Source organism: Polaribacter sp. Asnod1-A03 (assembly GCF_045063585.1).
Taxonomy (GTDB): Bacteria; Bacteroidota; Bacteroidia; order Flavobacteriales; family Flavobacteriaceae; genus Polaribacter.
This window is the reverse complement of record NZ_JBEFOE010000009.1, coordinates 3,581,599-3,608,206: the sequence shown is the minus strand read 5'-3', so window position 1 is coordinate 3,608,206 and position 26,608 is coordinate 3,581,599. Positions and strand designations below refer to the sequence as shown.

Sequence of the window (26,608 nt, the reverse complement as noted above, 5' to 3'; positions counted from 1 at the left end):
TTAATTTTCTATTTTTTTGATGAATTTAGCAGGATTACCTCCCCAAATTTCATTATCAGGTATATTTTTTGATATAACACTTCCAGCTGCAATAACAGATTTCTCTCCTATTTCAACTCCTTTTAAAATGATAGAACTTGCTCCAATAAAAGCACCCTCTTTAATTAACACCTTTTCTTTTTTAATACCTGTTTCTGGTATTTTCTTTCTGTCTTCAATATAAATAGAATGAAAATCCGTGTCATAAATCTTGCAGTTTCCTCCTATAAAAACGAAATCTTCAATAACAATTTCTTCACTACAAAATATAGCACAATTAGACATTCCAACGTTATTTCCTATTTTTAGTTTTGCTTTATGCGCAACAACAATACTTGTAAACGTTTGTCCTCCAATCGGGTTTTTAAAATAGCTTGAGTTAATAATAACATTATCGCCTATTACAGTCGATCCTTTTCCCTTTAAAAATAAAGAGCCATTTACTGTAGAGTTTTTACCAAATTTTATATCAAAAATCCTAAATTTTAAATAATTAATAATTTTAGATTTTATAAAATAAAAAAACAAGAAAAACTTATACATAACGCTTTTATTTACTTTAATAAATTATTATAAATGGTATAAACCTTTTTGTTATTATTAATATGACAAAAATTATTTACAGCAAAATCTCTAGCATTGTTCTTCATCAAAGTTAATAATTCTTTATTATTCTTAAGAGTTATTATTTTATCTATGGCTTTGTCAACAGAACCCGGTTTATAAATGTAACCTGTTTTATCATTTATTAATAGTGTATTTTGAGACTCTACATCTGATACTAAAACAGGAATAGACATGGATTGTGCTTCTATTACAGATCTAGAAAAATGAGGTGTTTTAAACGGGCTAATTAATAAATCTATCATTTGCATTTTAGCCTGCACATCTTTAACCATCCCTTTCACAATTACATTATTAGGCATTCTTTTTGCGAGACTCTTTATCTCTTCACTTAGTACCTCAGGCTCAAAACCGTAAATTATTATTTTAATTTTTTTGTCTACCTCTTCTAATTTTAAAGAAATTGACAGTAAATCTTCTATTCCATTTTCGAAATTAAACCTAGCAAAAAAACCTATTATAAAATCATGTTTATTCAGTCCTATAACCTCTCTTTCTTTTTCTCTTATTAAAGAATTAAAAGCATATACATTTTTATCTATCGAATTTTTTATAATTTCTAACCTCTCTTTCTTGAAAGGTTTAGATTCATAATCATTAATTGGGATAAAAAAATCTACATATTTATTATTATAAAAACTTAAGATTTTTCCGAAAAAATTATTTAATAATGGTTCCCTTATATGAGAAACAACTTTTATATTTTTAAAAAAAAAATTTGCAACAAAAGCATATACAAATAAACAACTCGTATTTAAATGCACAATATCTGGTTTTATTTTTTTAATTACTTTGTAAGCAGCAATAATATTAGGTATAATATATAAAATATTTTTAACAAACAATCTAAAACTCATTCCAGAAACTGTAGTTCCATGAAAAGCAAATAATCTTTTTTTACTAACAATAACTTCTGCATTTGCTTTTATAAATAAATCTTTTGCAGGCCCATTAATTAACATAAAAACATATGGTTTATATTTTTTGTTATCTAAACCGCTAAGTAAAATAGATAAACTTTTAGGAGCTCCACCTAATTCCCCAGCATGATGAATATATAAAATTTTATGCAACATTTTGTGTTAACAATCTATTTAATATTAAAAAAACTCCCTTTAAAACTTATCATAGATATTGTGTTTAATGATAAAAAACATCTATCAAACTGTTTTTCCCAAAGTTTTACAATCTTTTTTTCTCCATTTCTATTAGTGTCATCTAAAAAAATTGAATTACGTTTATTCAGGTAATTATTTATAAAAGGTAAAGCAGGATATCTAGACATTTCGAATTCTTTTTCATAAGCTAAAGGTCCATCCACAATTACTAAATCAAACTTCATCCCTTTTATATTGTTTTTAATAACAGATTCGCTATACCATTTGTTATTTTCTATTGAAAGACTTGAACTATCTAAAGGACAATAAATTAAATTTACATATTCAATAAGCTCTTCTTCTTTTAGGATATTTGTTAGAATAGAAATCCATTTTTCATCATGGTCAATTGTCGTTATTTTTAAATTTTTTTTAGAAGTTTTAGCTAATTTAGCCAAATATACTGTTGAAATTCCACCACCAAATTCAATTATATCTTTTCTATCATTAATAATAACATCATTTAATATATAGCTAATACTGCTATAACTTAAAGATGATTTAGAATATGGAAGATATGTTTTAAATTTAAAAACAGACAAATTTAATTTACCAATAATATCTTCTTGATTATTTAAAAAACTGAGTTTATGTTTTATTTTTGACTTCATTAATTTATACATAATATAGATTTTAACTTTAGTTTGAAATTTACCCTTAATTCTTTGAATATTAAATCATAAAATAAACCAACAAAACTGTAAGAAATTAAAGTTGATATTGCCGCTCCTGTTAGTCCAATTTTATTTATTAAAACAATATTTAATATTACGTTTAAAACAGCACCAATAATATTTCTATAGAAAGAATGTAAATAAAAACCTTCTGCTACCAACCATTTTGAACTAATGGTTGTAAAAAAGAAAAATATATTAGACCATATATAAATACTTAAAATCTTATAAGAATTATAAAAACTACTTCCATATAAAATCTCTATAATCCACTCTCCAAAAAAAGTAATAAATAACGATATAAAAACAGCTAACCAGAAAAGCAAACTATAAAGATTTGTAATTCTTTTATGATAAATCTTTTGATCTTTTGATTTATAAAATAAAATTGCCGGAAAAAAAGAAGCTGCAATTATATTAGGTATAAAATACCAAACTTCACTCAAACTAATTGATACAGCATACAATCCTGCAGCATTTGCTCCCAATAGTTCTTTTACCATTATTTGATCTATCTTTACATAAACGATATACATCATACCACTTAAAAACAGAGGCCAACTTCTTTTAAGAAGACTAAGAACATAACTTTTATCAAAACTGAAAACAGAGATTTTAATTTTAGTTTTATTGAAGTATAAAAACGTACATAAATGTATTATCAAAAATTCTAATACAATAACTATCGCAAAATATTTAACTGGTGAATTATAATTTATCAATAAAATTTTCAACAAACTCGATAAAGAAACTGCTATAATTCTAGCATAAACTACAAATCTAGATTTAACTTGACTTTGAAAATAAAAATCGAAAACTTCTAAACTTTGAAATATTAAAAAGGAGGAAAATATTAAAATTAAAAGTCTAATTTCTAAAAAATCTTTATTTAGAAACACAAATACAGTTAGAAAAATTAATGATATTAAACCAAAAAATAGTTTTGTTAAAAAGGCTGTTCCTAAAATATCACTTATTTCTATCTCATTTTTAGCATTTACTAATTCCTTTATTATAATATCATTTAACCCAATCATGGCAATAGGTAAAAATAAAGCAACCAAACTATTACTATATGCTAAAAGCCCATAAGTTTCTGGACCTAAATACCGAGCGACCCAAGCACTTACAAAAATAGCTGAAAAGAAACCTAAAATCTTACTGATAAAAAGCCATAATGTATTATTAAAATACTTTAGAAAATTTACGTTTTCTTTTACTTTAATAATTTTACTTATTAATGATTTAAATATCATTTGTAGCTTGTTAACTTTATAAATTATTTGTGTTATTAAATGTTAAAAAACTTTCTAATACTTTATCTTTTTCTGAAAGCGTAATTTTATCAGAGGGTATTTGCCAATCAATATTTAAGTCTTTATCATTATAAATTACACCAGATTCTGCTGTCGGATTATAATAGTTATCACATTTATAAGAAACGATTGTATCGTCTTCTAAAACAGAAAAACCGTGTAAAAAACCTCTTGGAACAAATAATTGTTTAAAATTTTCGCCAGATAATTCTACTGAGAAAATTTTTCCAAAAGTTTCTGAATCTTTTCTTACATCAACGGCAACATCTAAGATTTTACCTTTTACAACTCTTACTAGTTTTGCTTGAGCAAACTCTTCTGTTTGTAAATGTAAACCTCTTATTACCCCGTATTCAGATTTAGATTGATTTCCTAAAACGAAATCACCCATAAAACCTGTTCTTTCTTGAAATTCTTTTTTATTATACTCTAACAAAAAATACCCTCTATTGTCTTTAAAAAAAGTAGGTTCTATAACAAAGCAATCTTTTAAAATTGTTTCTTTAACTATCATTATATCTTTAATAAATTATTACCATAACCACTTTTTAAAACCGGTTTTGCTAATTGATGCATTTCTTCTTTAGAGATAAAACCTGCTCTAAAAGCTGCTTCTTCAATAGCTCCTATTTTTAAACCTTGTCTTTCTTCTATTACTTGTACAAACTGACCCGCTTGCATTAAAGAATCAAAAGTACCGGTATCTAACCAGGCTGTACCTCTATCTAAAATTTCTACAGAAAGTTTTCCTTGTTTTAAATACACATTGTTTACTTCTGTAATTTCTAACTCACCTCTTTTACTTGGTTTTATATTTTTTACAATTTCTACAACATCATTATCATAAAAATAAATACCAGGTACTGCATAATTAGATTTTGGTTTTAAAGGCTTCTCTTCTATTGATATTGCTTTTAAATTCTCATCAAATTCTACAACTCCATAGCGCTCTGGATCATTAACATGATAAGCGTAAACAATTCCGCCTTCGGGATTGTTATTTGCTTTTAATAAGCTTGCCAGACCCGTTCCGTAAAAAATATTATCTCCTAAAATTAAAGCTACTTTTTCGTTGCCAATAAACTCTTCTCCAATAATAAATGCTTCTGCTAAACCATTTGGGTTTTCTTGAACTTCATACTCAAAACTACAACCAATTTGATTTCCATTTCCTAAAAGTTTTTTGAATAATGGTAAATCTTGAGGTGTAGATATAATTAGTATTTCTCTAATTCCGGCAGAAATTAATGTAGAAATAGGATAATAAATCATCGGTTTATCATAGACCGGCATTAACTGTTTACTAACTGCCAACGTTAATGGATGTAACCTTGTACCAGAACCTCCAGCTAAAATAATTCCTTTCATATTATTGATACTTTTTTAAATACCACTGAATCGTTTTTCTAATTCCCGATTCAAAGTTTTCTTTAGCTCTCCAACCTAATTCATTTTCTATTTTTGATGCATCAATTGCATATCTAAAATCATGACCAGGTCTATCTGTTACAAAACTAATTTGTTCTTTATAAGATTTTTCTTTAGGATATTCTTCGTCTAAAATTTCACAAATTGTATTTGCTATATATAAATTATTTCTTTCGTTTTTACCACCAATATTATAGGTCTCACCTATTTTACCTTCTTTAAACGCGATATCTATTCCTGTGCAATGATCTAATACAAACAACCAATCTCTAATGTTTTTTCCATTACCATAAATGGGAATATTTTCACCAGAAATTGCTTTTCTGATGATGGTTGGAATTAATTTTTCATCATGTTGTTTCGGCCCGTAATTATTAGAACAATTTGTGGTAACAACATTCATCCCATAAGTATGAAAGTAACTTCTTACCATAAAATCTGACGATGCTTTTGATGCACTATAAGGACTGTTTGGCGCATACGGAGTTTCTTCGGTAAACAATCCTGTTTCTCCTAAAGTTCCATAAACCTCATCTGTAGACACATGAAGAAATTTTGAATTATTATATCCTTCTTTAAAAACATTAGGACTTTCCATCCAATAATTTTTAGTTACATCAAGTAAATTAAAAGTTCCGAAAACATTTGTTTTAACAAATGCATCTGGATTTTTAATTGAATTATCTACATGAGATTCTGCTGCAAAATGAATAACACCAACAAAATTATATTCTTTAAAAAGTTTATCAACTAAACTTCTATCACAAATATCTCCTTCAACAAAAATATATCTATCATTATTTTCTAATTCAGACAAGTTAAAAATATCTCCTGCATAAGTTAATAAATCTAAGTTTACAACCTTAAAGCCTTCATTTTTATCTAAAAAAAAAGGAATGAAATTAGAACCTATAAATCCTGCTCCACCAGTTACTAAAATTGAATCCATTTTATTTTTTATAATTATCTAAATATTTATTAACTTGTAATAATAGAAGAACCAAAACCATAAAAACAGCTCCTACAATCGCTAATAAAAAACCATAATTCTTAGTAATACCCTTTATTTTATATCCTGTAGATTGAAAATTAGAAACCACATTAATTATTTCGTATTTCTCAGACTTTTCATCTGCAATATTTCTTAAATCTGAATTTATTTGCCTGTTCGTTGTAAAAAGTTCTAACTCTTTTGTAGTGCTTTTTTGCCCCCCTAAATCTATACTTGTACCTGTAGTTTGCTTTTTTGCTTCTTCTACCATAACCTGCATATAAACTTTTCTTAGAGAATCTATCTGTGCTAAATTTTCTCTATAAATAGAATCTGTTCTATTTAAGTTTTCGTTAATTGATTCTTTTAGCCTATTAAAGTATTTATTTTTTACAACAGAAGAAATAATAACATCGTCTAAAGCATCAAAAACATCATTTTTTTCTGCTACAACACTTATTTTATGCATATAATAATCATAGTCTGTAAATGATTTTTTAAATTCTTCGAATGTATAGCTCTTTACTGTTGTAGTATCAACTGCTAGAACAAAGGTGTTATAAGATTTAATAACATCATTCTCATTTACAATTGGTTTTATAGAAAACTTTTTTAAAGAACCTGCTGTTTCTTTATCTAAATTAAATGTATTTGCTAAACCTAAAGTGTCCTTTTGTTTAACTAAATCATTGTAATAATTAATATTATTATATAATTGTCTAGCACTACTAAAATTTGGTTTCACTAATAAATCTGAACCATACAAATCATTTTTTTTTATCTCCCAAAAAACACCAATTAGACCACCAATTACAGTCGCTATAACTATTTTTATAATATTCTTTTTAAAGAAAACAAGAATGGTTATTATAGAGTGAAATACTCCTTTAAAAATACTACCTATAAAATTAAATAAATTAGAAAATCCTTTTCCTATAATTACAAACAAGGAACCTAAATCTACTTCTTCTTCGTTGTTATTTTGTTTTGTTGACATTGTTTTAGTTTGGTAAAAGTGTAATAGTAAATTATTAAAAAATTTGTTCTAATATTTTTTGAGTAATTGCATATGTTGGTGTAACTCCTGTCATACCTAGACCACCTGAAGCTAATGTTGCACCTGTTTCTAATGGATTATCAGATGCATAATATGCATATCTTACTTTCACTTTTTTAGAAATATTACCTCTAATTTTAGATGCAGATTGTATGGCTTTTTGATAATGTGCTCCTTCCATTTCTAATCCAATAACATTCCATGTAGAGTCATGGAAAAACTTTAAAAGATCTTTATTTTGTAAAGATGTTCCTAAAACAGAAATCATAGAACCATCAAAAACTTCTACTCCAAAACCTTCTAAATCTTCTTTTGTTAGTTCATTTTTAAAAGGATAATTATCTGCTGTACCCTCAAAAATATGTGCAGACGGAATCATAATATCTCCTTTACCTCCTTCTAAAATACCTGCTTTACCCATTATCGAAACAGATTTTACAACTAAATGGTTCTTTTTCTTACTATTTTTATAAGGTTTTAAAAGCTCGTCCATCGTTTCGTAAGCTTGTTCGCCAAAAGCATAATCCATTACAATAATAACAGGACTTTTATCTACAGAATTTACTTTTTTAAAGGGAGAGTTTTCAAAATTAATTTTATCAGTATCTATAACTTGTACATTAATATTTGTACCAGATGTATCTTTAATATAAATTAAACCATTTTTAGAGGCATATTCTTTAACAGCCGTTTGTAAGGGTTTACTATCAGAATTACTTAACAATTGATACAACTCAAACCCTTCATGCTCTTCTGCCTCTTTTGGTAAAGCTCCTTTTGCATAAATAGAATTTAGTACACTGTGCATATTTGCACTGATAATGTGTATTGGCCTTTTTAGAAGTTTATTTTCTTTAAGTATCTTCTTTATATTATTTGCCCAAACATCTCCATAAATATGATGCCCGATTTCTTCAATTAAAACAGAGCTAAAAGTTACTTTTCTTTTCTTATTATCTAAAACCTCATTAATCGCTAACTTACCTAACCAATAGATTAGATGAAAGAATCTGTCTTCGTTACTTTCTGTTTGAAAAGTTTTATGAATTCCTTGTACCTCATCAAAAGTTCTTCCTAAAATATTACTTAAATGAGCAATAGCAACTTCTCTTTCTTTAGCTGTAATTTGTTTATTATAAATAACTATATCTTCTAAATATTTCCATTCTCTAATAAAATCTGCTCCTTCATTAATAGTTACTCTTTTCTGAATCTTATGAGATTCTATAAACAAAAAAGTTAAATGTGTTAGAATGTCATAGATCTCAGATCTACCTCTGGTAATCTCAATATTCATTTGATCTCTGTCTATTCTATAACAATTTCTTCTTCTTTTAGGAGGAATTATTGTTTTAAAATGAGAATCTCTATAACCTTCATCTGCTGTTAAATTAATAAACTGACATTCTTCTATACCTTCTGGTAATCTCTCAATTACATAAGTCAATCCGTTTAACTCTATTCTCTCTTCTGCAATAGAACCATAAATTTCTGGCCTTAAAGACAGTAAAGACTTTCTTAAAGCTTCTCCAGAAATACCCATAGGTTTATAAAAACCTCTAGTAAATAAATGACGCATAGAAATATATAATTTTTCTATGGCATTTGTAGATTCTTGTGCTCTTGTTCTATTTATTTTTATTGCTTTTGTCATTCTATATTTTAAAATTCAAAGATAAAATTATTTAGCCGATAATATTCGTCTATATTCATCTTGGTTTTGCAGTAAATTAACCGCTTGCTTTATTACCTCATCATTTTTTAAATTGTGCTTAAAAACCCCTTCTTGGTAATAATATCTATTTAATATTTCTTCTGTAAGAATTACTTTTAATATGTCTTTATTTTTTGCTATTTCATCAACTTTATTTTTAAATAATTCTTCTTGAATCTTATTATATTCTTTAGAAATATTTTTTAATGTTGATGCTTTGTAAGCTTCTTTAAACAAAGCTTCTTGCTTAGTAACAAATGTAGTGTCTGATTTTAAATAATTTTTAAAACTCTCAAAATCGCTTTCTTTAAATTCAAAATCAATCTCCTTTTCTATTTCTGTATTCTGATAAAAATAATTTACCGAAAAATTAAAAATAGCTTTAGAACTTAACAACTCTTCGGTAGTTTCTGTTTTTGTTGATGTTTTAATTAATACATCAGGTAAAACTCCTCCTCCATCATAAACCGTTCTTCCGTTTGCTGTTTTAAACTCATTTATTCCATTTTCAGAAAATTTTGGAACATTTCCATCTTCATCTCTATTGGTATAATCTAATTCTTGAATACATCTACCACTTGGCGTATAATACTTAGATATTGTTAATTTTAACTGTGTACCATAAGTTAACTCTCTATAACGTTGCACCAATCCTTTACCAAAAGAACGTTGACCCATAATTACAGCTCTATCGTAATCTTGTAAAGATCCACCTACAATTTCTGATGCAGATGCAGAACGATCGTTTACTAGAACAACAACAGATATTTCTAAATCTAAAGGTTTATTTGTGGTTTTATAGGTATTGCTCCATTTTTTTATTTTTGCTTTTGTAGAAACAATTGTTTTTCCTTTTGGTAAAAAGAAATTAGAAATATTAATAGATTCTAATAATGATCCTCCTGGGTTTCCTCTTAAATCAAAAACCAGCTTTTTCATTCCAGATTCTTTTAACTCTTTAAATGCTTTTTTAACTTCTGATGAAGCTTTATCATTAAAACGAGTTAACACAATATAACCAGTTTCTTCGTCTATCATTTTATAAAAAGGAACCGGATTTATAACTACTTTATCTCTAGTAATTTCTTTTTTAAGAATTTTCCCTTGTCTTTCAATTTCTACAGAAAAACGACTGTTAGGTGTTCCTTTTAAAAACATAGATAGTTCTTCTCTTTCCATATTTTTTAACGATTGTCCATCAACAGAAATAATAATATCACCAGAATTTAAACCTGCTTTATCTGCAGAAAACCCTTTATAAATCTCATTAACCTGAATTCCTTTTTCTGTATAAAATACAGAAATCCCGATTCCTCCATATTCCCCCTCTCTACTAATTCTTGCATTTTCTACATCTTGTTCATTGTAAAAATTGGTATAAGGATCTAAATCTTTTAACGTATTTTTTATTGCTTTATTTGTTAATTCTGCAGGGTTAATTTCATCTACATAATACATATTTAACTCTTTAAATAAAGTATTATAGATTTCTATTTGTTTTGCAACCTCAAAAAATTTTGATTTAAAAGAAAACGATAAAAAAATGGCTACAACCAGTAAAATTACAAGCGTAAATGGTTTTATTTTAAAAAGTTTCATCTGATTTTATTTTAACATCTTCTACAAATAAATTCAACAATTTATTCATTTTAGAAAAAAGTTCTTCGTACGTTTTTTCTTCTCTGCCAATATACGAAATCATAAAAACATAAGGTTTTTCTAAATTATCGTAAACAATGTTTTTTTGTAAACGATATGTTTCTCTCATTAATCTTTTTAATCGATTTCTATCTGGAGCTCTTTTAAAATTTCTTTTTGCTACAGAAACCCCCACTTGAGCAGGAAAGTTTGAAGTATGTTCTGTTTGTAAATATACCATTCTAAACGGAAAAGCTTTTACAGAATTCCCTTCTGCATAAAGTCTGCCAATTAGCTTTTTGCTTTTTAAACGCTCTTGTTTTCCTAAAGTATACTTCATTGCCACAAAACTAATAGAAAAGAACTAATTTTTGCCTTTTACATACTTATACTTTACATAAAAATATTCTTTCAAATAATTAAATAACGAATCCTTAAAATATAACATCAAAAAAATAGAGATATTTCTCAATCGTATTCGTTAATAAAATATTGAAACATGATATTTAACAGTTTTTTTTTTTTTTTCGTTATCTAAATTTGTTTCAGAAATTAAGTCTAATTATATCAAGATATATACCATGCAAGAAACTAGAAAAGACATTGTTCAATTTATTAATTTACAATTAGCTACTATAGGGCAACCTATATACAAAGATAATAAAGGTAGTGATGAACAATTATGCGATCCTGATTTTGAAAAAACAACAAGACCATTAATAATGAGTCTTAGAGAAAAATCTAGACTTTTATCGCATCATCTTTCTCCTGCTGACTCAAGAATTCAAGAATTTTTAGATGATTATTTAAAAGAAGTTTCTATAGATAAATCAATTAAATTACCTAACAACACATTAATTTTATCTAAAAAAGGGCAAGCTAGAGAAGCTAGTTTACCTCCAAATGGAGATTCTTTTGTTAGTGATTTAGTAACATCAAAAAGACTTAAACAAGGGGTTTTAAACAATCCTTTACACGATAAAAGAACAACAAAAGGTACTTTTCATATTGTAGAAGGAGATTTACCAGTGCCTTTAGATAAATTTGAAGTACCAAAGATTGTTTTTGCTCACTTTTTAAATGCAGCTTTTAAACCTACTGATGACTTAAATTTATTACCATTTACATCTACGCAAGAAGAAAAAGCAAAAACAATGGTTTCTATGTTACTAAGACCTGTTGTTTGCCCAGAAGTAAAAGGTGTTATTTCAGAAAAATCTTTAGAAGTACGTTTCTATGCTCCAGGTACTTTAGTAAGTAATTTAGATTTTGTAGAATCTATTTTTGGAAATGCCGGAGACCCAAGTTTAGCTCATAATGATGCTGCTCTTGATCCAGAGCATTGGACAGGTCATACAGGTTGTATTGTTTTAGCTCCGCAATTATTAAAACTTAAAAAGAAAGAAGTTGGTTTACCTCATTTTGATGAGGCAACAGATCGTCAGAAGAAAGATGGAATGTGCTGGAAAGATGAAAATGAACTTTATAATAATGGTGGTGCATTTAAAATTACTTGTAGAGACGACAGAGGAGTTGTTGTAACTTTAATTGCAGATAACTACTACGGATATTCTAAAAAAGAAATAAAAACACAAATAAGTTATTCTGCTAATCTTTTTGGTTTGGCAGAAGAAGAGCATGCTGGTGGTGCAATTGCTTATGCAAGACGTGTTATGGGTAACACTGTTACTTGTACAGATTACAATAAATATTATGGTTTAGACCAAACTTTTGAAGATGTTAAAACTTTATTAGCAGATAGAATTGAGTTAATGCCAGAAAATTATGCTGTAGATAAAAACTATCCTAATATCGTTTATATACCAGAAACTTCTTATTTTGATACTAAAACAAATAGTATCACTTGGGATTATAAGGGAGAAGAACAAAAATTAACAATCTCTCCATTTAAAACATATATTCATCCATCTGGAAACAAATTAAACTTAGAAAAACACAAATCTGTTAATCTATGGAGAATGGTAGAAACTTACCCAGAAGGAGTTTTTTGTCATAAACCTTGTACAGTTTCTGGTGGAGGAAAATCAGAAATATCTAAATCTATGCAAAATGCCATTACTTATGGTAGTTTTAATATTCATAATATAGAAGAAGACTTTAAAAAAGCGGATGAAATTATAGAGTTTGATTATTCTACTAGATGGAAAGTTAAAGATCCTAACAGACCAAAATCTAGATCTTTATTAAGTGAAAAAAGAACTTTAGGTTCTGTTGTAAAATTACTTACTCCTAATGAAGAAAACTCAGATGAATTCAATGAATTTTTAGCAAATATCCCTGTACACGTTCGTACTTTAGTTTTATTTGTAAAACGTTTGTTTAGACAAGCACATGGTGCTAAACTAAACTGGAAAGACATGATGTCTGTAGAAATTATTAACGGTGTTAAAGGAACTTCTTTAATATATAACAATACACCAGTTGTTGGTAGTTATGTTCGTATTGGTTTTAATGAACACGGTAATTGGATGCTAAATAAATTGCGTTCTGATTTTGCTGCTTGCGAAAAAATACAAACAGAAGATGATATTACAGCATCTATAACTTTACCAAAAAATCAGTTTAAAGATTTAAACAAAGAGTACACAAACCAAAGTGTAAAAGTAATTGCAAATTGCGAAGCTCATTTATTTCAAAGACCAGATGAAGCAATTGTAAGAGGTTATGATAAATTGGCAGAATTTGATATTATTTCTGATGGTAGGTTTTTAACCAACTACGAAATGTTAACTAAAGAAGATGCAATTGCAATTTACGAAGACACTTTAAACTACGATAAATACACCCAACCTGTTAAAAATTTCATTAAAGAAATCATTGATAGTAAAGATGAAGATATACAGTTTGTTTTACCATCTCATCCAAGAATTGTAGGTGGAGAACCAACTAAAAACCCACGTTATTTAGAACCAAACAAGTTTTATAATGAAACAGAAGCTTCTTATATTTCTGATGTTGGTGTGCGTTTAAAAAGAAAAATTAAACCAGAAGACCCAGTAATTCATGTAGTAAATGCTGTTTTACCTGGTAGAAGAAATAATCCTGCAGAGCGTGAAGCTGGTATTAGACCTTTAGCAGTTTATAATCCAATTCACTACCAAGAAACTCCAGAATTATTTATGGACTTTATCTGTAGTTTAACAGGTAAATCTCCATCAACCACAGGTGCTGGTTCTGAGGGTGCATTAACAAAAGCTCCGTTTAACATGTTAACACCAACAACAGATTTAAATAATGCTTTATTATCTCATATCTTAACAGAATCTAATGGTTTTAGTACAGCAGCAGGTTATGTAGGTGCAGAAAATAAAATTGATCATGATGTTAGTTTATTGATTCCAGAAATTTGGGCAAGAATGGCTCCACAAGACAGAGATCCTAATTACCTAATTAAAAAAGGAGCTTTAGAGAAATTAGAAGATTTTGAACATAATGGAGAAACTATTTTAGCTAGTAGATTAGGTTACAGAATTACTAAAAAATTCTCTTTACTTTGTTTAAATAGATTGTTTGATGAACCTACAGCAGTTTTTAACAAACGCATGCTTAAACCAGAATTACAAAACTTAGAAGATTTTGTAGACGGAATTAAAAATATAACAGAAGCTCAACAAAAAGTTGCTTTAAACTATTTTGAAGACGGAAGTATAGAAGCTGCAATTCCACCATTAAAAATTCTTTTAAACATTATGGCCTATGGTAATTACGAAGGTAAAGACATTAGTGATCCTGAATTAAGAAAATACTTTGACAGAGATTACGTTGTAAATAGCGATTGGTATAAAGAAAGATTACTATTAAAACAACAAAAAGAAATTGCTTTTTTAACAAAACAAGTTCAATATTTAGAAGATTTTATGAGTGATGATAGAAACGAAAAATTAGTTAAAGAAATGGATATTGATGCTCGTTTAGAAAAAGTGAAACAACAATTATCTGAAGCAAAATCTGAAAATTATTTAGAGCTATTAAACGGAACTATTGGTGCAGATCCATTATGTAGAAAATAAATTTAAGAAGCTTCTTTTAGCAATAAATTTGGGCATCGCTTACAGTTGATGCCCTTTTTTTTATACTTATTACAACATTTACTTTTTGGTTTTATACAATTTGTAGAACATACAGTATTACATACAGAAGTCTCTAGTAATGGTGCAACAGCGTTATTTTCAGTATAAAAAACAATCATTCTTTTAAAAATATATTGCAAATATAAATCTTTATTTAGAATAAATAAAAATAATATAATTATAAGTAAATGTTATAAAACATAAAGTTCTGTTAAAGAAGAGTCAGTATTTGATTATTAGTTAAATATTTGCAAAAAATTACTGACTAAAATGACCAAAAAACTACTCCTTATTTGTCTTTTTTTAAGCACAATAACTTTTTCTCAAACTAAAAAATTCTCAATTTCTGGTACTATTAAATCTCAAGAAGATTTAGAGTTATTAGAGTCTGCAACAGTTCATGCAGAGAGGTTAAAAGATAGTAGCATTGTTTCTTATACAATATCAGAAGCAAAAGGTTATTTTAATCTTGTAGGAGAAACATCAGATTCTAAAGTAAAATTAGTAGTTTCTTTTATCGGATTTGAACCTTATTCAAAAATAATTGATGTAAAAAATCAAAATTTAGGAGATTTACTTTTAAAAACAGAAAACTCTTTAGATGCTGTTGTAATTAGATCTAGTGCGCCAATAACAATCAAAAAAGACACATTAGAATTTAATGTAAAATCTTTTAAAACAAAAGCAGATGCCAATGTAGAAGATTTATTAAAAAAATTACCTGGTGTAGAAGTAGATGATGAAGGAGCAATTACGGTTAATGGTAAATCTGTAGATAAAATTCTAGTAAACGGAAAACCATTTTTTGGTAACGACCCAACTATTACTACAAGAAACTTAACCAAAGATATTATAGAAAAAATACAAATTTCTGATACAAAAAACAATGCACAAGCTTTTTCTGGTGAAGATTCTGATGGAGAAAACAAAACTATAAACCTAACCATCAAAAAAGAAAATAACAAAGGATACTTTGGTAAAGTTGCTGCTGGTGCTGGTACTGATAAAAGATATGAGTATGCTGGTATGGCAACTCGTTTTAAAGGGACGGAAAGAATAGGGCTTTTAGCTGGTGGAAACAATATTAACTCACCTGGTTTTAGTTTTGGTAACCAACGTTTACAATTTGGCGGTAATAACAGAAGTTTTGGTGGTGGGCAAGGTATTGTAACCTCTAACAACTATGGTTTAAATTACATTAATTCTTTTGGAAAAATATTTGAATTTTCTGGAGATTATTTCTACAAAAACAGTGAATCTGACAATAAATCGGCAACAAGTACAGAAACTTTTTTATCCGACGGTACAAGTTATTTTAGTACATCAGAAAATACTTCTTTAAACGATAGTGATAGCCATGAAGCTAGTATCGATTTTGAAATAGAAGTAGATAGTACTTTTAGGGTTGATATTGAAAGTGATTTTAATAAAAATTTAAATACCAATAGATACAACAGTTTTTCAGAAACTTTAGATAATAGTAGATCACTTACAAATGATTCTAAAACAGAATCAATTGCAGATTCTGATAAAACTACTTTTGATAATGAACTTAATTTTACAAAAAGATTTGGTAGTAGAGGAGCTTTTTTAAGATTAGAATTAACTGCAAATCTAAACAAAACAGAAAGTGATGATTTAGTAAAATCAGAAACTAATATTTATGGCTCTAGTTCAGAACAAATTATTAGAGATCAATATTCTGATGGTGATATAGATGTAAAAGAATTTGCAAGTGAGTTAACATATCGTTTCCCTTTAATTAGTAATAAATTGTTTTTAGATGTTGCCTATAAAGTTGGTAATACAAAAACAAAAAATACAAGAAGTACTTTCGATTTTGATTCGAATACAGATGCTTATACAAGCTTTAGCGATTTATTAAGTACAGATTTTGAGTATTCAGACAAAACTAGCAGACCAAGTACCAAATTGCAATTTAGAAATGAAAAATGGTCAGCTTCTACAGATATTGCTTTTAATAATAGAACATTAAAAAATTCTGATTTTTTAAGACCAGAAACAAATCTAGAAAGAGAGTTTAATAATTTAGAATATGGAGTAAATGTTCGTTACAGAAAAAGTAGAACTAGCAACTACAGACTTAGATATAACTTTAGAAATGCAACACCAAGTTTATCTCAATTACAACCTTTTAGAGATGAATCTAATCCGTTAAATATAGTAACTGGTAATCCTTTATTATCACCTTCCAAAATACATAGTATAAGATTAGGTGCCTCTAATTTTAACTGGCAAAAAAGAACAGGATTTTGGTCTTTTGCAAACATTACTTTAACCAATGATAGAGTTGTAGCTAATACAATAATTGATACAAGTACATTAATTAGAGAAACAACGTATGCAAATGTAGATGGTTTTATAAGCGCTACTGTAGGTGGTAGTTTTAGTCTTACCAAAAAATGGGAAGATTTTGGAAGTTTAAAAACAGATTTTAGACTTTTTGCTAACTACAATAAAAACATCAACTTTAATAACGGAGTGCAATACTCTAGTGAAATAACTTCTCTTTCTCCAACAATTGGTTTTGATTTTTCTTGGGATGAAGTTTTACAAATAAGGCCAGAATATACAGTTTCTATAAGTCAAAATAGATATGATATAGAAAGTTTTAGCAACAATGATTTTATTAGCCACAATGTTAACATTACAACATCGAGTAGCTTCTTAAAGAAATTTGAGTGGTTAAATGATGTAAACTTTAACTACAATCCTAATATTGCAGACGGGTTTCAAAAAAGTGCTTGGTTTTGGAACACAACATTACGTTATTCAATCTTAAAGGACCAAGGTGCAATTAGTTTAAAAATCTATGATATTTTAGATCAAAACACAAATGCAAGAAGAGTTGCAACAGAAGATTATATTCAAGATTCTTCAAGTACTGTTTTAAATCAATATGCAATGTTATCTTTTACTTGGAAGTTTAATAGTTTGGGTAATGCCGGTAAAAAGTTTGAGCCTAAAGACAGAAGAAGATATAGAGGTTAGACTTTAAAAAACTAAAAATATAAGAATTTATTAACTTTATAAAGGTATTCAGTAAAGCTAATTACAGATTGATTTATTTTTTATTCTGTAAATTAGCTTTATATGATAAATAAGGAAGAAAAAAACACAAATCTAAAGTTTAAACTAACCCATTTACCTAGTTTATTAATTACAAGTGCAAAATCTTGGTTTAATGATGATCCTTTTAATAAAGCTGCAATTATTGCTTATTATGCGATACTCTCATTACCTGCATTAGTAATTATAATCTTTAACTTAGTAGGTTCTATTTGGGGAAAAGATATAGTTGAGGGACAAATTTTAAATGAAATATCGACTGCTATTGGTTCAGAAACAGCTGGAACAATTAAAGAAATGATGGTAAATGATGGAAATCAAAAAACCTCTTTTTTTACAACCATTATTGGTATTGCTACTTTGTTATATGGTTCTACAGGAGTTTTTTTTCAAATACAAAACATTTTAGACTCTATATGGAATGCAAAACCTAGATTTGAAAATGGAGTTTTACAAACAGTTTTTGGTAGATTAAAAAGTTTTGGTTTTATCTTAATAATTGTTTTTCTATTACTGATAAGTCTTGTTTTAACATCCTTATTAAGTACTTTTGGTGAAAACTTAAAAAATATTATTTCTGAGAGTTTGGTTAAATATCTTTTTACTTTAGATATTTTTATCTCTTTAGGTTCTATTTATTTTGTTTTTGCCGCCATGTTTAAAGTGCTACCAAATGTAAACATCCCATGGAAAGCTGTTAGAATTGGTGCTTTGCTAACGTCTATTCTTTTTGTCTTGGGTAAATACTTATTAGCAATTTATTTTAGTGAGCTAGAACCAGGCTCAACATATGGAGCAGCTGGTTCTATAATTTTAGTTATGCTATGGGTTTCTTACACGAGTTTAATACTCTTTTTTGGTGCTCATTTTACTAGAAACTATTCGCAAAAATATCTTTTACAACAACCTGAGTAATAGATTATTTCTTAACACCTAATTTTATTAAAATAGTTTCTAACAAACACCATTTTGTAAATGCAGACTGTATCATATTTACACCAATAAATACACCGAACCACAACCAGTTTATACTTACATAATACGTAAGAAAAACAGTTAACAACACCATAAAACCTACAATCACTCTAAAATATTTATTTAACATTACTTTCTGTTTTTTAAATTTATATAAATCTTTCTATTGGTAAAACAATCGCTTTTAAAGGATTGTTTGTCTCAATATTTTTATTAAACTCTTCTAACAACACAAATAACCCATCTATTTTTTCTTTACCTGTAAAAGAAAAAAACATCGTAGATTCATTTCCGTTTTTTTCTCCAGAAAACCAACTAGAAGCTTTTAATAATGTGGATACATTTTTATAACCATCAATATCTGAACTACTAAAATTTTCAATATTTGCTTTTTTGAAGATTTGTAAAACTTCTTTTTGAAATTCTTCTACGGCTGTAACTAATACTAATTTCATATTATTTTATTTTAATGTCCGTTCGAGCGCAGTCGAGAACTATTTATAATTCTTCTTTTCTATCATGTAATATACTAATGGCACAACCAATAAGGTTAATACTGTAGAAACAATCGTACCTCCCATTAAAGAAATTGCCAATCCTTGAAAAATGGGATCAAATAAAATTACAAATGCTCCAATTACAACAGTTCCTGCAGTTAATAAAATTGGCGTTGTTCTTACTGCTCCTGCTTCAATTGCAGCTTGTTTTAAAGGAATTCCTTCTTCTAATCTTAAGTTGATAAAATCAATCAATAATACCGAGTTTCTTACCATAATTCCTGCTAATGCAATCATTCCAATAAATGAAGTTGCAGTAAAAAAGGCTCCCATAATCCAATGTCCTAAAACAATTCCAATTAATGATAATGGTATCGCAACCATCATTACAATTGGCGCTTTAAAGTTTTGAAACCATCCCACAATTAAAATATAAATTAAGATAATTGCGCCTAAAAATGCGATTCCTAAATCTCTAAAAACCTCTAAAGTAATTTGCCATTCTCCATCCCATTTTACAGTATAATCGTCTTCAAATTCTGGCTGACCTAAATACATTTCGTTTAATTTATAACCTTCTGGAAGTTCAATTTTATTCAATTTTTCTTCCATACCAAGAATTGCATAAGCAGGACTTTCTAATTCTCCAGCCATATCTGCCATCACATAAACAACACGTTTTTGATTTTTTCTATAAATACTTTTGGCAGCAATCGTCTCTTTAATTTCAACCAAATCAGCAATTGGAACCATATTTCCCATTTTAGATTTTACTTTCAATTGAGAAATATCAGAAATTGTAGACTTTTCTTTTTCATCCAAAGTTAAAACTAAGCCAATTTGATTTACTGCATTTTCATCATACAAATTTGTAATTGCTCTGTTAGACAAAGCCATATTCATTGTATATGCAATTTGCTGAGGAGCAACTCCATACAACATGGCTTTTTCTTTATTTATTTCAAATTGATATTCAGTTTGATCGGCTTCAACCATCCAATCAACATCAACTACATCATCTGTATTATTTAAAATATTTTGAACGCTGTTTGCTATTTTAATTTGCTGCTCATAATCTGGCCCATAAACTTCTGCAACAATGGTTGATAAAACTGGAGGTCCTGGTGGCACCTCAACCAACTTTACATTTGCATTATATTTTTTAGCAATTTTCTGAATTTCTGGTCTTAACAATTTTGCAATTCCGTGACTTTGAATTTCACGTTCTCCTTTATCAACCAAATTCACTTGAATATCTGCCATATTGCTTCCACCACGTAAATCATAATGACGCACTAAACCATTAAAAGTTATTGGTGCAGAAGTACCAATATAGTTTTGGTAATTTACAACCTCTGGTCTTGTAGATAAATACTGAGCAATTTCTTGCGTTACAACAGCTGTTCTTTCTAAAGTTGTTCCTTCTGGCATATCTATTACCACCTGAAACTCATTTTTATTATCAAAAGGTAACATTTTTACGGCAACAGAATTGGTGAAAAACAACACCATTGTTGCCATTAAAACTACAAACGTTCCGCCTAAAAACAACCATCTTTTCGTTCCATTTTCTAATAAAGGTCTTTCAAACTTGTTGTATACTCTATAAATAAACGTTTCTTCTAACGGTTTTTCAACTTTTTCTTCTCCTCCTTTTTTATCTTTTTCTCTTAAGAAAATATATCCTAAATAAGGTGTAATTGTTAAAGCTACAAATAATGATAAAATCATTGCAATTGAGGCTCCAATTGGCATTGGCGCCATATAAGGTCCCATTAAACCAGACACAAAAGCCATTGGTAAAACAGAAGCAATTACAGTAAATGTTGCTAAAATTGTTGGGTTACCAACTTCATTAATTGCATATAAAGCTGCTTGTTTAAAAGGCAAACGTTTCATTTTAAAATGCCTGTGCATATTTTCTGCAATAATAATAGAATCATCAACTACAATACCTGTAACAAAAACCAATGCAAAAAGCGTAATTCTGTTTAAAGTATAATCTAACATGTAGTAACTCAACAATGTTAAAGCAAACGTAATTGGTACAGATAAAAACACTACCAATCCACCACGCCAACCCATAGCTAACATCACTACAAGCGTTACAGCAATTATAGAACCAATAAGGTGTAATAACAATTCTGATACTTTATGAGAAGCTGTTTCTCCATAATTTCTTGTCACTTCTACATGAACATCATCTGGAATTAAAGTAGTTCTTAAATGAGCTACTTTATCTAAAACCACCTCTGCAATTTTCATTGCATCTGCTCCTTTTCTTTTAGCAACAGAAATCGTTACTGCAGGATATTCAGATTTATATGTTTGAGCTTTATCACTTGCTTGTCCAAAACCTAAAGACACATAGTTTTGTGGAATTTCTGGTCCGTCAACAATAGTTGCAATCTGTTTTAAATAAATTGGCAAATTCTGCTGCACACCAACTACTAAGTTTTCTACATCTGTAACTGAAGCTAAAAATTTACCAGTATTTACTAAAAATTCAGTATCATTTTTATCAAAACTACCAGAACTTAATTGTGTATTATTGGCTTTTATCATTTCAGAAACAGATAAGAAATCTAATCCGCTAGCAGCCAATTTATCTTTATCTAAAACAACTCTTAACTGACGATTTCTTCCTCCAATTTTATGTGTAATAGAAACATCATTTACTTTCTTAATTTCTGTTTCTAACTCTTGCGCCATTTGGCTAATTTGATAATCACTGTAGTTTTCACTCCACAACGTTAAACCTAGCATTGGCACATCATCAATAGCACGTGTTTTAACCAATGGAAATGTAACACCTTGCGGCATTTGATCCATATGTTTGTTAATTTCATTATACAGTTTTACAAACGAACGCTCAATATCTTCGCCCACATAAAACTGAACAATTACCATTGCTTTTTCGTTCATTGCAGTCGCATACACATACTCTACACCTTTAATATTAGAAATTAATTTCTCTAAAGGTTTTACAACTCTATTTTCTACTTCTGTAGGACTTGCACCTGGATATCCTACAAAAATATCTGCCATTGGCACATCAATTTGTGGTTCTTCTTCTCTCGGAATTAAAAACGAGCTGTACACACCAACAACCATAAAAACGATCATTAGCAAGACTGTCAATTTTGATCCAATAAAGACTTTTGCAATTTTACCAGCTAAACCTTCTTTCATTTTTTTTATTTTTTTGGGCGTTTTAACAGGCTATTCATTTCAATCTTTTTTTGCCATAAATGGCAGCAAAAAAAGGATTTCCACTACTATCCTTAACGCGGAATGTTAGTTATTGAATTGTAATTTTTGCTCCATTAAATAATTTTCCTTCCGCAGAAATTATATAAGATTCATCAGCATTTAAACCTGATAAAACCTCAACATTATTTCCGTAAGTTCTACCTAAACGCAACCAACGCAACAATGCTGTATTACTTTCACTCACTGTATAAACTCCAGATAATTGTCCGTTTTTAACAATTGCATCCGTAGGAATTAAAACCAAAGAAGACTTTGTTTGTCTTTCTACCGGAAACTGAACTGTAGAAAACATTCCTGATAAAATATTTGCATCTGTTGTTTCTAAAGCTATTTTTACTAAATATTGTCCTCCCGTATTTTTAGCAGAAGTACTTACTTCTGTAACTTTTCCTTTTACCGATTTATAAATTGCTTTTACTAAAACATTTACAGTTGTCCCTTTTTTAATTTGAGAAATTTCTGTTTCTGGCACCATTGCAATTACTTCAAAAACTTTAGGAGTTTCTAAACTAATTAATGGCATTCCTGGGTTTGCCATATCTCCTGCTTCAATATTTTTACTGGTAATTACACCGCTAAAAGGTGCTGTAATGTTAGAATAAGTAAACTGAGCATTAATTTCGTTTTTCATTTGATTTGCAGATTCTAAACCAGCTTTTGCTATTTGGTAATTAGCTGTCATGTCATCCATTTCTTTTTGAGAAATACTTTTACTTGCAAACAAATTCTTAAAACGATTGTAATTTTTTTCTGCATTATTAAAAGCTGTTTGTGCCTGTGTAATTCCGGCGTTTACTTGTGCTTTTTTCGCTTGTAAATCAGTATTGTTAATAGAAACTAACAACTGACCTTTTTTTACTTTATCACCAACATTTACGTGTACATTTTTAACGTACCCCATCATTCTTGTGCTTAAATCTGCACTGTTAGTTGCTTGTATTTTTCCACTTACAGATAAAAACTGGCTATCACTATTTATTGCAACTTTACTTACTGTAATTTTAATTGCAGGTGTAGTATCTATTGCTGCTTTTTTTTCTTCACTGCCACAACTCGTTATTAATAATGATGTTGTAAATATTGCTATTATGTATATGTATTTTTTCATTTGTATTGGTTTTATTTTTTACTAAAAACTGCGACTATTTACTGCCAACTATTTCTATTGCTTGGTTAAAAATTCTAAATAGGTTTGTGTATAATTGTATTCGAAAATTGTTTGATAATATTCTAATTGCTTTTGAGCAAATTGAGTTTCGGCTATTAATAAATCTGATGTTTTTTCTAAACCTTCTTTAAATCTATTTTTTCTAATTCTTAAAGATTCTTCAGATTGTTGCACTGCTAAACTTGTTAATTCTAATCTGTTTTTTGCATCAACCAATTGTCGTTTTACTTTGTTTAATTCTAAATTACTTTTAGACACATATTGATTGTATTCTAGCTTCGATTTTTCTAATTCAGCTTTACTTTTTTGGGCTTTTCCAAAACGTTTAGAACCTTGAAAAATATCCCAACTTAATTGCGCACCAATAATGTAACCATTAGCATCACCAGAAAAAACTTTGTTATCATACATTTCGTAACTTCCAAAAGCATTTAATCTTGGTAAAAAAGCCATTTTATCAGCTTTATTCATTTGTTCATATCCTTTTAAAGCAAGTTCCATTGCTTTGATATCACTTCTATTTTCTGATATATTTTTGTCATCAACATTTAAATTAACAACAGATAAATTTTCTGTTGGTTTATAAATAAAATCACTTTTGTCATTCATCAAAAAAGACAAATAATTAGAAGCATTTTGTACATTACTTTTTGCAGTTTGTAGTTGGTTTTTAACTTCGGTAACGCGTATTTCTACATTTAAAACATCTGCTCTTTGTAAAAAACCTTCTTTATAACTATTATCTGCCATTTTTTTATTGGCATTTGCTGCTTCTAAAGCTTTTTCTAAAACAGTAACTGCTTTGTATGCCAATTGCAATTGCATGTAAGCTTTATCAACTTCAAACAGCAAATAATCTTGCGTTCTTTCTGTCTTTAAAGACATTGCTTGCATTTTAGATTTTGCAGCTTTTCGCTGATAAAAACCATCAAGATTTATTAATGGTTGCTGAACTTCTATCTTTGTTGCAAAATTTCTAGTAACTGATGGATCATTTAACAAAGCAGGATTAAAATCGTTTGATGTTAAAATTTCTTGATTCAATTTAGACCCAAAAGCCATTAACGGATTTGTTGTAGAAATACCTGTATGACTCGCAGAAATGTTTGGTAAAAACACTGCATTGGTTTGACTATAATCTGCTTTGGCAGCATTAAACTCTTCTTGAGAGATTTTGATACTGGTATTGTTTTCTCTAACTTTTAATAATACTTCATTTACAGAAATTGGTATTATTTCTTGTGATTGTAAAAACAAAGTTCCTACAAATAAAAAAAGTATAAATAGTATATTTTTCATGTATCATTTATTTATCTGAGGCAAAAGTACATTAGATAATTACTGTAGTTAGTAACATAAGTTACCGAGTAGAGAATGATTTTAAATTAAAGTTGAATACAATATTTATTTTCTGAAAGCTTAAGAATAATCTATTTTTTTTTAAATATCTTCACAATTTTAAAACCAAATTGGTATGAACATTACTGCTGCATATACAGATCTTTATCAAATTACCATGGCTCAAGTCTATTTTAGTACAAAACCTAAAGGACGTGCTGTTTTCGATTACTATTATCGCCATAATCCTTTTAAAAGTGGTTATTCCATTTTTGCAGGATTAGAAGATGTATTAAATATTCTTGAAACCTTAGAGTTTTCTTCTTCAGATATTTCTTATTTAAAACAAAAAGGATTTGAAAATGATTTTTTAGAGTATTTAAAAAGTTTTCGTTTTAAAGGAACTATTTATGCTAGTAAAGAAGGTGATATTGTTTTTCCAAATCGACCAATATTACAAGTAGAGGCTAACATTATAGAAGCTCAAATTATAGAAACGCTTCTATTAAATATTCTTAACTTTCAAACCTTAATAGCAACCAAAGCGAGTAGAATAAAATATAGTGCAAAAGATGGCATATTGTTAGATATGGGTTTACGTCGTGCTCATGCCACAGGTGGCTATTATGCATCTAGAGCTGCCGCAATTGGTGGTTTTGATAGTACAAGCAACGTTAAAGCTGCAGAAGATTATAACATTCCATCAACGGGCACAATGGCACATTCTTTTATACAAAGTTATGAGAATGAATTGCAAGCATTTAGAGATTTCGCTAAAATGAGACCAAAAAATTGCGTTCTTTTAATAGACACTTATAGTACCTTAAAGAGTGGATTACCAAATGCTATTATAGTTGCTAAAGAAATGGAAGAAAGAGGAGATAAATTACTAGGTATACGTTTAGATAGTGGAGATTTAGCTTATTTATCTAAAAAAACACGTAATTTATTAGACCAAGCAAATTTAGAATATGTAAAAATTGTAGTTTCTAATCAATTAGATGAGTACGTTATTAAAAGTTTAAAAGAGCAAGGAGCTCCTATAGATATTTACGGAGTTGGTACTAACTTGGTTACCGGTAAACCTGATGCTTCATTAGATGGAGTCTATAAATTATCTGAATTTAATGATACTCCAAGAATTAAACTTTCAGAAAATATTATAAAAACCTCTCTCCCATTTAAAAAACAAGTTTACAGAATGATAGATGATAAAAACATGTTTTATGGAGCAGATGCAATAACAATGTATGCTGAAGATAAAGTTACTCTTATGCAACATCCTTTTGATACAACAAAAAGTTTAGAACTTGATAATTACAAACACGAACCTTTACTTGAGTTGGTAATGGAAAATGGAAAAAGAACAACTCCTCATAGAACTGTAACTGAAATTACTCAATACTCACAATCGCGTTTAAAACAATTACCTGATGAATATAAGCGTTTTCAGAATCCGCATATTTATAAGATTGGTCTTAGTCCTCAACTTAAAAAAGAACGAGATCTTTTAATTAATAAATATAAAATCTAAATAA

Annotated in this window: 20 protein-coding genes; 4 read left to right on the top strand and 16 right to left on the bottom strand. The window is 28.4% G+C overall.

Translation table 11 applies throughout. From position 1 onward, the window contains the following. From ACJJVY_RS16200 to rnpA, 11 genes are read right to left on the bottom strand one after another with little or no spacing between them, the layout of a single operon-like run. Positions 1-582, bottom strand: coding sequence for an acyltransferase (locus tag ACJJVY_RS16200; protein ID WP_405611265.1), 582 nt, complete (start codon positions 580-582; stop codon positions 1-3). 11 nt (positions 583-593) lie between these two features. Beyond that, positions 594-1,739, bottom strand: a complete 1,146-nt coding sequence (locus tag ACJJVY_RS16195; RefSeq protein WP_405611262.1) for a glycosyltransferase — start codon at positions 1,737-1,739, stop codon at positions 594-596. Between the two features lie 14 nt (positions 1,740-1,753). Beyond that, positions 1,754-2,431, bottom strand: a complete 678-nt coding sequence (locus ACJJVY_RS16190; protein ID WP_405611259.1) for a class I SAM-dependent methyltransferase — start codon at positions 2,429-2,431, stop codon at positions 1,754-1,756. Then, positions 2,431-3,750 (bottom strand): flippase, encoded by a 1,320-nt coding sequence (locus ACJJVY_RS16185; protein WP_405611256.1) that lies wholly within the window; start codon positions 3,748-3,750, stop codon positions 2,431-2,433. The genes ACJJVY_RS16190 and ACJJVY_RS16185 overlap by 1 nt, the downstream gene beginning before the upstream one ends. 16 nt (positions 3,751-3,766) lie before the next feature. Then, entirely contained in the window at positions 3,767-4,324 is a 558-nt protein-coding gene (gene rfbC, locus ACJJVY_RS16180) for a dTDP-4-dehydrorhamnose 3,5-epimerase (protein WP_405611253.1), read from the bottom strand. Continuing rightward, entirely contained in the window at positions 4,324-5,178 is an 855-nt protein-coding gene (gene rfbA / locus ACJJVY_RS16175; protein WP_405611250.1) for a glucose-1-phosphate thymidylyltransferase RfbA, read from the bottom strand. The genes rfbC and rfbA overlap by 1 nt, the downstream gene beginning before the upstream one ends. A gap of 1 nt (position 5,179) precedes the next feature. After that, entirely contained in the window at positions 5,180-6,187 is a 1,008-nt protein-coding gene (rfbB, locus tag ACJJVY_RS16170) for a dTDP-glucose 4,6-dehydratase (protein WP_405611247.1), read from the bottom strand. A 1-nt stretch (position 6,188) separates the two neighbouring features. Continuing rightward, positions 6,189-7,226 carry a hypothetical protein gene (locus ACJJVY_RS16165; RefSeq protein ID WP_405611244.1) on the bottom strand — a complete coding sequence of 346 codons (1,038 nt, stop codon included), beginning with the start codon at positions 7,224-7,226 and terminating at the stop codon, positions 6,189-6,191. Between the two features lie 34 nt (positions 7,227-7,260). After that, positions 7,261-8,940: a DUF6909 family protein gene (locus tag ACJJVY_RS16160; RefSeq protein ID WP_405611241.1), complete on the bottom strand. Its 1,680-nt coding sequence runs from the start codon at positions 8,938-8,940 to the stop codon at positions 7,261-7,263. A gap of 27 nt (positions 8,941-8,967) precedes the next feature. Then, a complete protein-coding gene (locus ACJJVY_RS16155) occupies positions 8,968-10,599 on the bottom strand; it encodes a S41 family peptidase (protein ID WP_405611238.1) in 1,632 nt (543 codons plus the stop codon). Then, positions 10,586-10,978 (bottom strand): ribonuclease P protein component, encoded by a 393-nt coding sequence (gene rnpA / locus ACJJVY_RS16150; RefSeq protein WP_405611235.1) that lies wholly within the window; start codon positions 10,976-10,978, stop codon positions 10,586-10,588. Before rnpA ends, ACJJVY_RS16155 begins: the two co-directional genes overlap by 14 nt. Positions 10,979-11,219: 241 nt before the next feature. Between rnpA and ACJJVY_RS16145 the strand changes: the two genes are divergently transcribed. From ACJJVY_RS16145 to ACJJVY_RS16135, 3 genes are all read left to right on the top strand, one after another. Further along, positions 11,220-14,669 carry a hypothetical protein gene (locus tag ACJJVY_RS16145; RefSeq protein WP_405611232.1) on the top strand — a complete coding sequence of 1,150 codons (3,450 nt, stop codon included), beginning with the start codon at positions 11,220-11,222 and terminating at the stop codon, positions 14,667-14,669. Between the two features lie 330 nt (positions 14,670-14,999). Further along, entirely contained in the window at positions 15,000-17,741 is a 2,742-nt protein-coding gene (locus ACJJVY_RS16140; protein WP_405611229.1) for an outer membrane beta-barrel protein, read from the top strand. 102 nt (positions 17,742-17,843) lie between these two features. Then, positions 17,844-18,734 carry a YihY/virulence factor BrkB family protein gene (locus ACJJVY_RS16135; protein WP_405611226.1) on the top strand — a complete coding sequence of 297 codons (891 nt, stop codon included), beginning with the start codon at positions 17,844-17,846 and terminating at the stop codon, positions 18,732-18,734. Between the two features lie 4 nt (positions 18,735-18,738). On the opposite strand, the gene ACJJVY_RS16130 is transcribed toward ACJJVY_RS16135, so the two are convergent. The 5 genes from ACJJVY_RS16130 to ACJJVY_RS16110 all read right to left on the bottom strand — a co-directional run bounded on the left by ACJJVY_RS16130 (position 18,739) and on the right by ACJJVY_RS16110 (position 25,031). After that, positions 18,739-18,924: a DUF2892 domain-containing protein gene (locus tag ACJJVY_RS16130; RefSeq protein WP_405611223.1), complete on the bottom strand. Its 186-nt coding sequence runs from the start codon at positions 18,922-18,924 to the stop codon at positions 18,739-18,741. Positions 18,925-18,943: 19 nt separating this feature from the next. Next, entirely contained in the window at positions 18,944-19,249 is a 306-nt protein-coding gene (locus ACJJVY_RS16125; protein WP_405611220.1) for a hypothetical protein, read from the bottom strand. Positions 19,250-19,288: 39 nt separating this feature from the next. Further along, a complete protein-coding gene (locus tag ACJJVY_RS16120) occupies positions 19,289-22,483 on the bottom strand; it encodes an efflux RND transporter permease subunit (protein WP_405611217.1) in 3,195 nt (1,064 codons plus the stop codon). A gap of 109 nt (positions 22,484-22,592) precedes the next feature. Continuing rightward, positions 22,593-23,672, bottom strand: coding sequence for an efflux RND transporter periplasmic adaptor subunit (locus ACJJVY_RS16115; protein WP_405611214.1), 1,080 nt, complete (start codon positions 23,670-23,672; stop codon positions 22,593-22,595). 54 nt (positions 23,673-23,726) lie between these two features. Continuing rightward, positions 23,727-25,031 carry a TolC family protein gene (locus ACJJVY_RS16110; protein ID WP_405611211.1) on the bottom strand — a complete coding sequence of 435 codons (1,305 nt, stop codon included), beginning with the start codon at positions 25,029-25,031 and terminating at the stop codon, positions 23,727-23,729. Positions 25,032-25,206: 175 nt separating this feature from the next. Between ACJJVY_RS16110 and ACJJVY_RS16105 the strand changes: the two genes are divergently transcribed. After that, entirely contained in the window at positions 25,207-26,604 is a 1,398-nt protein-coding gene (locus tag ACJJVY_RS16105; RefSeq protein WP_405611208.1) for a nicotinate phosphoribosyltransferase, read from the top strand. Positions 26,605-26,608 lie beyond the last annotated feature (4 nt).

Coding starts and splice junctions, on each gene's coding strand:
- ACJJVY_RS16200 (WP_405611265.1), bottom strand. CDS start 582: ATGTATAAGTTTTTCTTGTTTTTTTATTTTATAAAATCTAAAATTATT.
- ACJJVY_RS16195 (WP_405611262.1), bottom strand. CDS start 1,739: ATGTTGCATAAAATTTTATATATTCATCATGCTGGGGAATTAGGTGGA.
- ACJJVY_RS16190 (WP_405611259.1), bottom strand. CDS start 2,431: ATGAAGTCAAAAATAAAACATAAACTCAGTTTTTTAAATAATCAAGAA.
- ACJJVY_RS16185 (WP_405611256.1), bottom strand. CDS start 3,750: ATGATATTTAAATCATTAATAAGTAAAATTATTAAAGTAAAAGAAAAC.
- rfbC (WP_405611253.1), bottom strand. CDS start 4,324: ATGATAGTTAAAGAAACAATTTTAAAAGATTGCTTTGTTATAGAACCT.
- rfbA (WP_405611250.1), bottom strand. CDS start 5,178: ATGAAAGGAATTATTTTAGCTGGAGGTTCTGGTACAAGGTTACATCCA.
- rfbB (WP_405611247.1), bottom strand. CDS start 6,187: ATGGATTCAATTTTAGTAACTGGTGGAGCAGGATTTATAGGTTCTAAT.
- ACJJVY_RS16165 (WP_405611244.1), bottom strand. CDS start 7,226: ATGTCAACAAAACAAAATAACAACGAAGAAGAAGTAGATTTAGGTTCC.
- ACJJVY_RS16160 (WP_405611241.1), bottom strand. CDS start 8,940: ATGACAAAAGCAATAAAAATAAATAGAACAAGAGCACAAGAATCTACA.
- ACJJVY_RS16155 (WP_405611238.1), bottom strand. CDS start 10,599: ATGAAACTTTTTAAAATAAAACCATTTACGCTTGTAATTTTACTGGTT.
- rnpA (WP_405611235.1), bottom strand. CDS start 10,978: ATGAAGTATACTTTAGGAAAACAAGAGCGTTTAAAAAGCAAAAAGCTA.
- ACJJVY_RS16145 (WP_405611232.1), top strand. CDS start 11,220: ATGCAAGAAACTAGAAAAGACATTGTTCAATTTATTAATTTACAATTA.
- ACJJVY_RS16140 (WP_405611229.1), top strand. CDS start 15,000: ATGACCAAAAAACTACTCCTTATTTGTCTTTTTTTAAGCACAATAACT.
- ACJJVY_RS16135 (WP_405611226.1), top strand. CDS start 17,844: ATGATAAATAAGGAAGAAAAAAACACAAATCTAAAGTTTAAACTAACC.
- ACJJVY_RS16130 (WP_405611223.1), bottom strand. CDS start 18,924: ATGTTAAATAAATATTTTAGAGTGATTGTAGGTTTTATGGTGTTGTTA.
- ACJJVY_RS16125 (WP_405611220.1), bottom strand. CDS start 19,249: ATGAAATTAGTATTAGTTACAGCCGTAGAAGAATTTCAAAAAGAAGTT.
- ACJJVY_RS16120 (WP_405611217.1), bottom strand. CDS start 22,483: ATGAAAGAAGGTTTAGCTGGTAAAATTGCAAAAGTCTTTATTGGATCA.
- ACJJVY_RS16115 (WP_405611214.1), bottom strand. CDS start 23,672: ATGAAAAAATACATATACATAATAGCAATATTTACAACATCATTATTA.
- ACJJVY_RS16110 (WP_405611211.1), bottom strand. CDS start 25,031: ATGAAAAATATACTATTTATACTTTTTTTATTTGTAGGAACTTTGTTT.
- ACJJVY_RS16105 (WP_405611208.1), top strand. CDS start 25,207: ATGAACATTACTGCTGCATATACAGATCTTTATCAAATTACCATGGCT.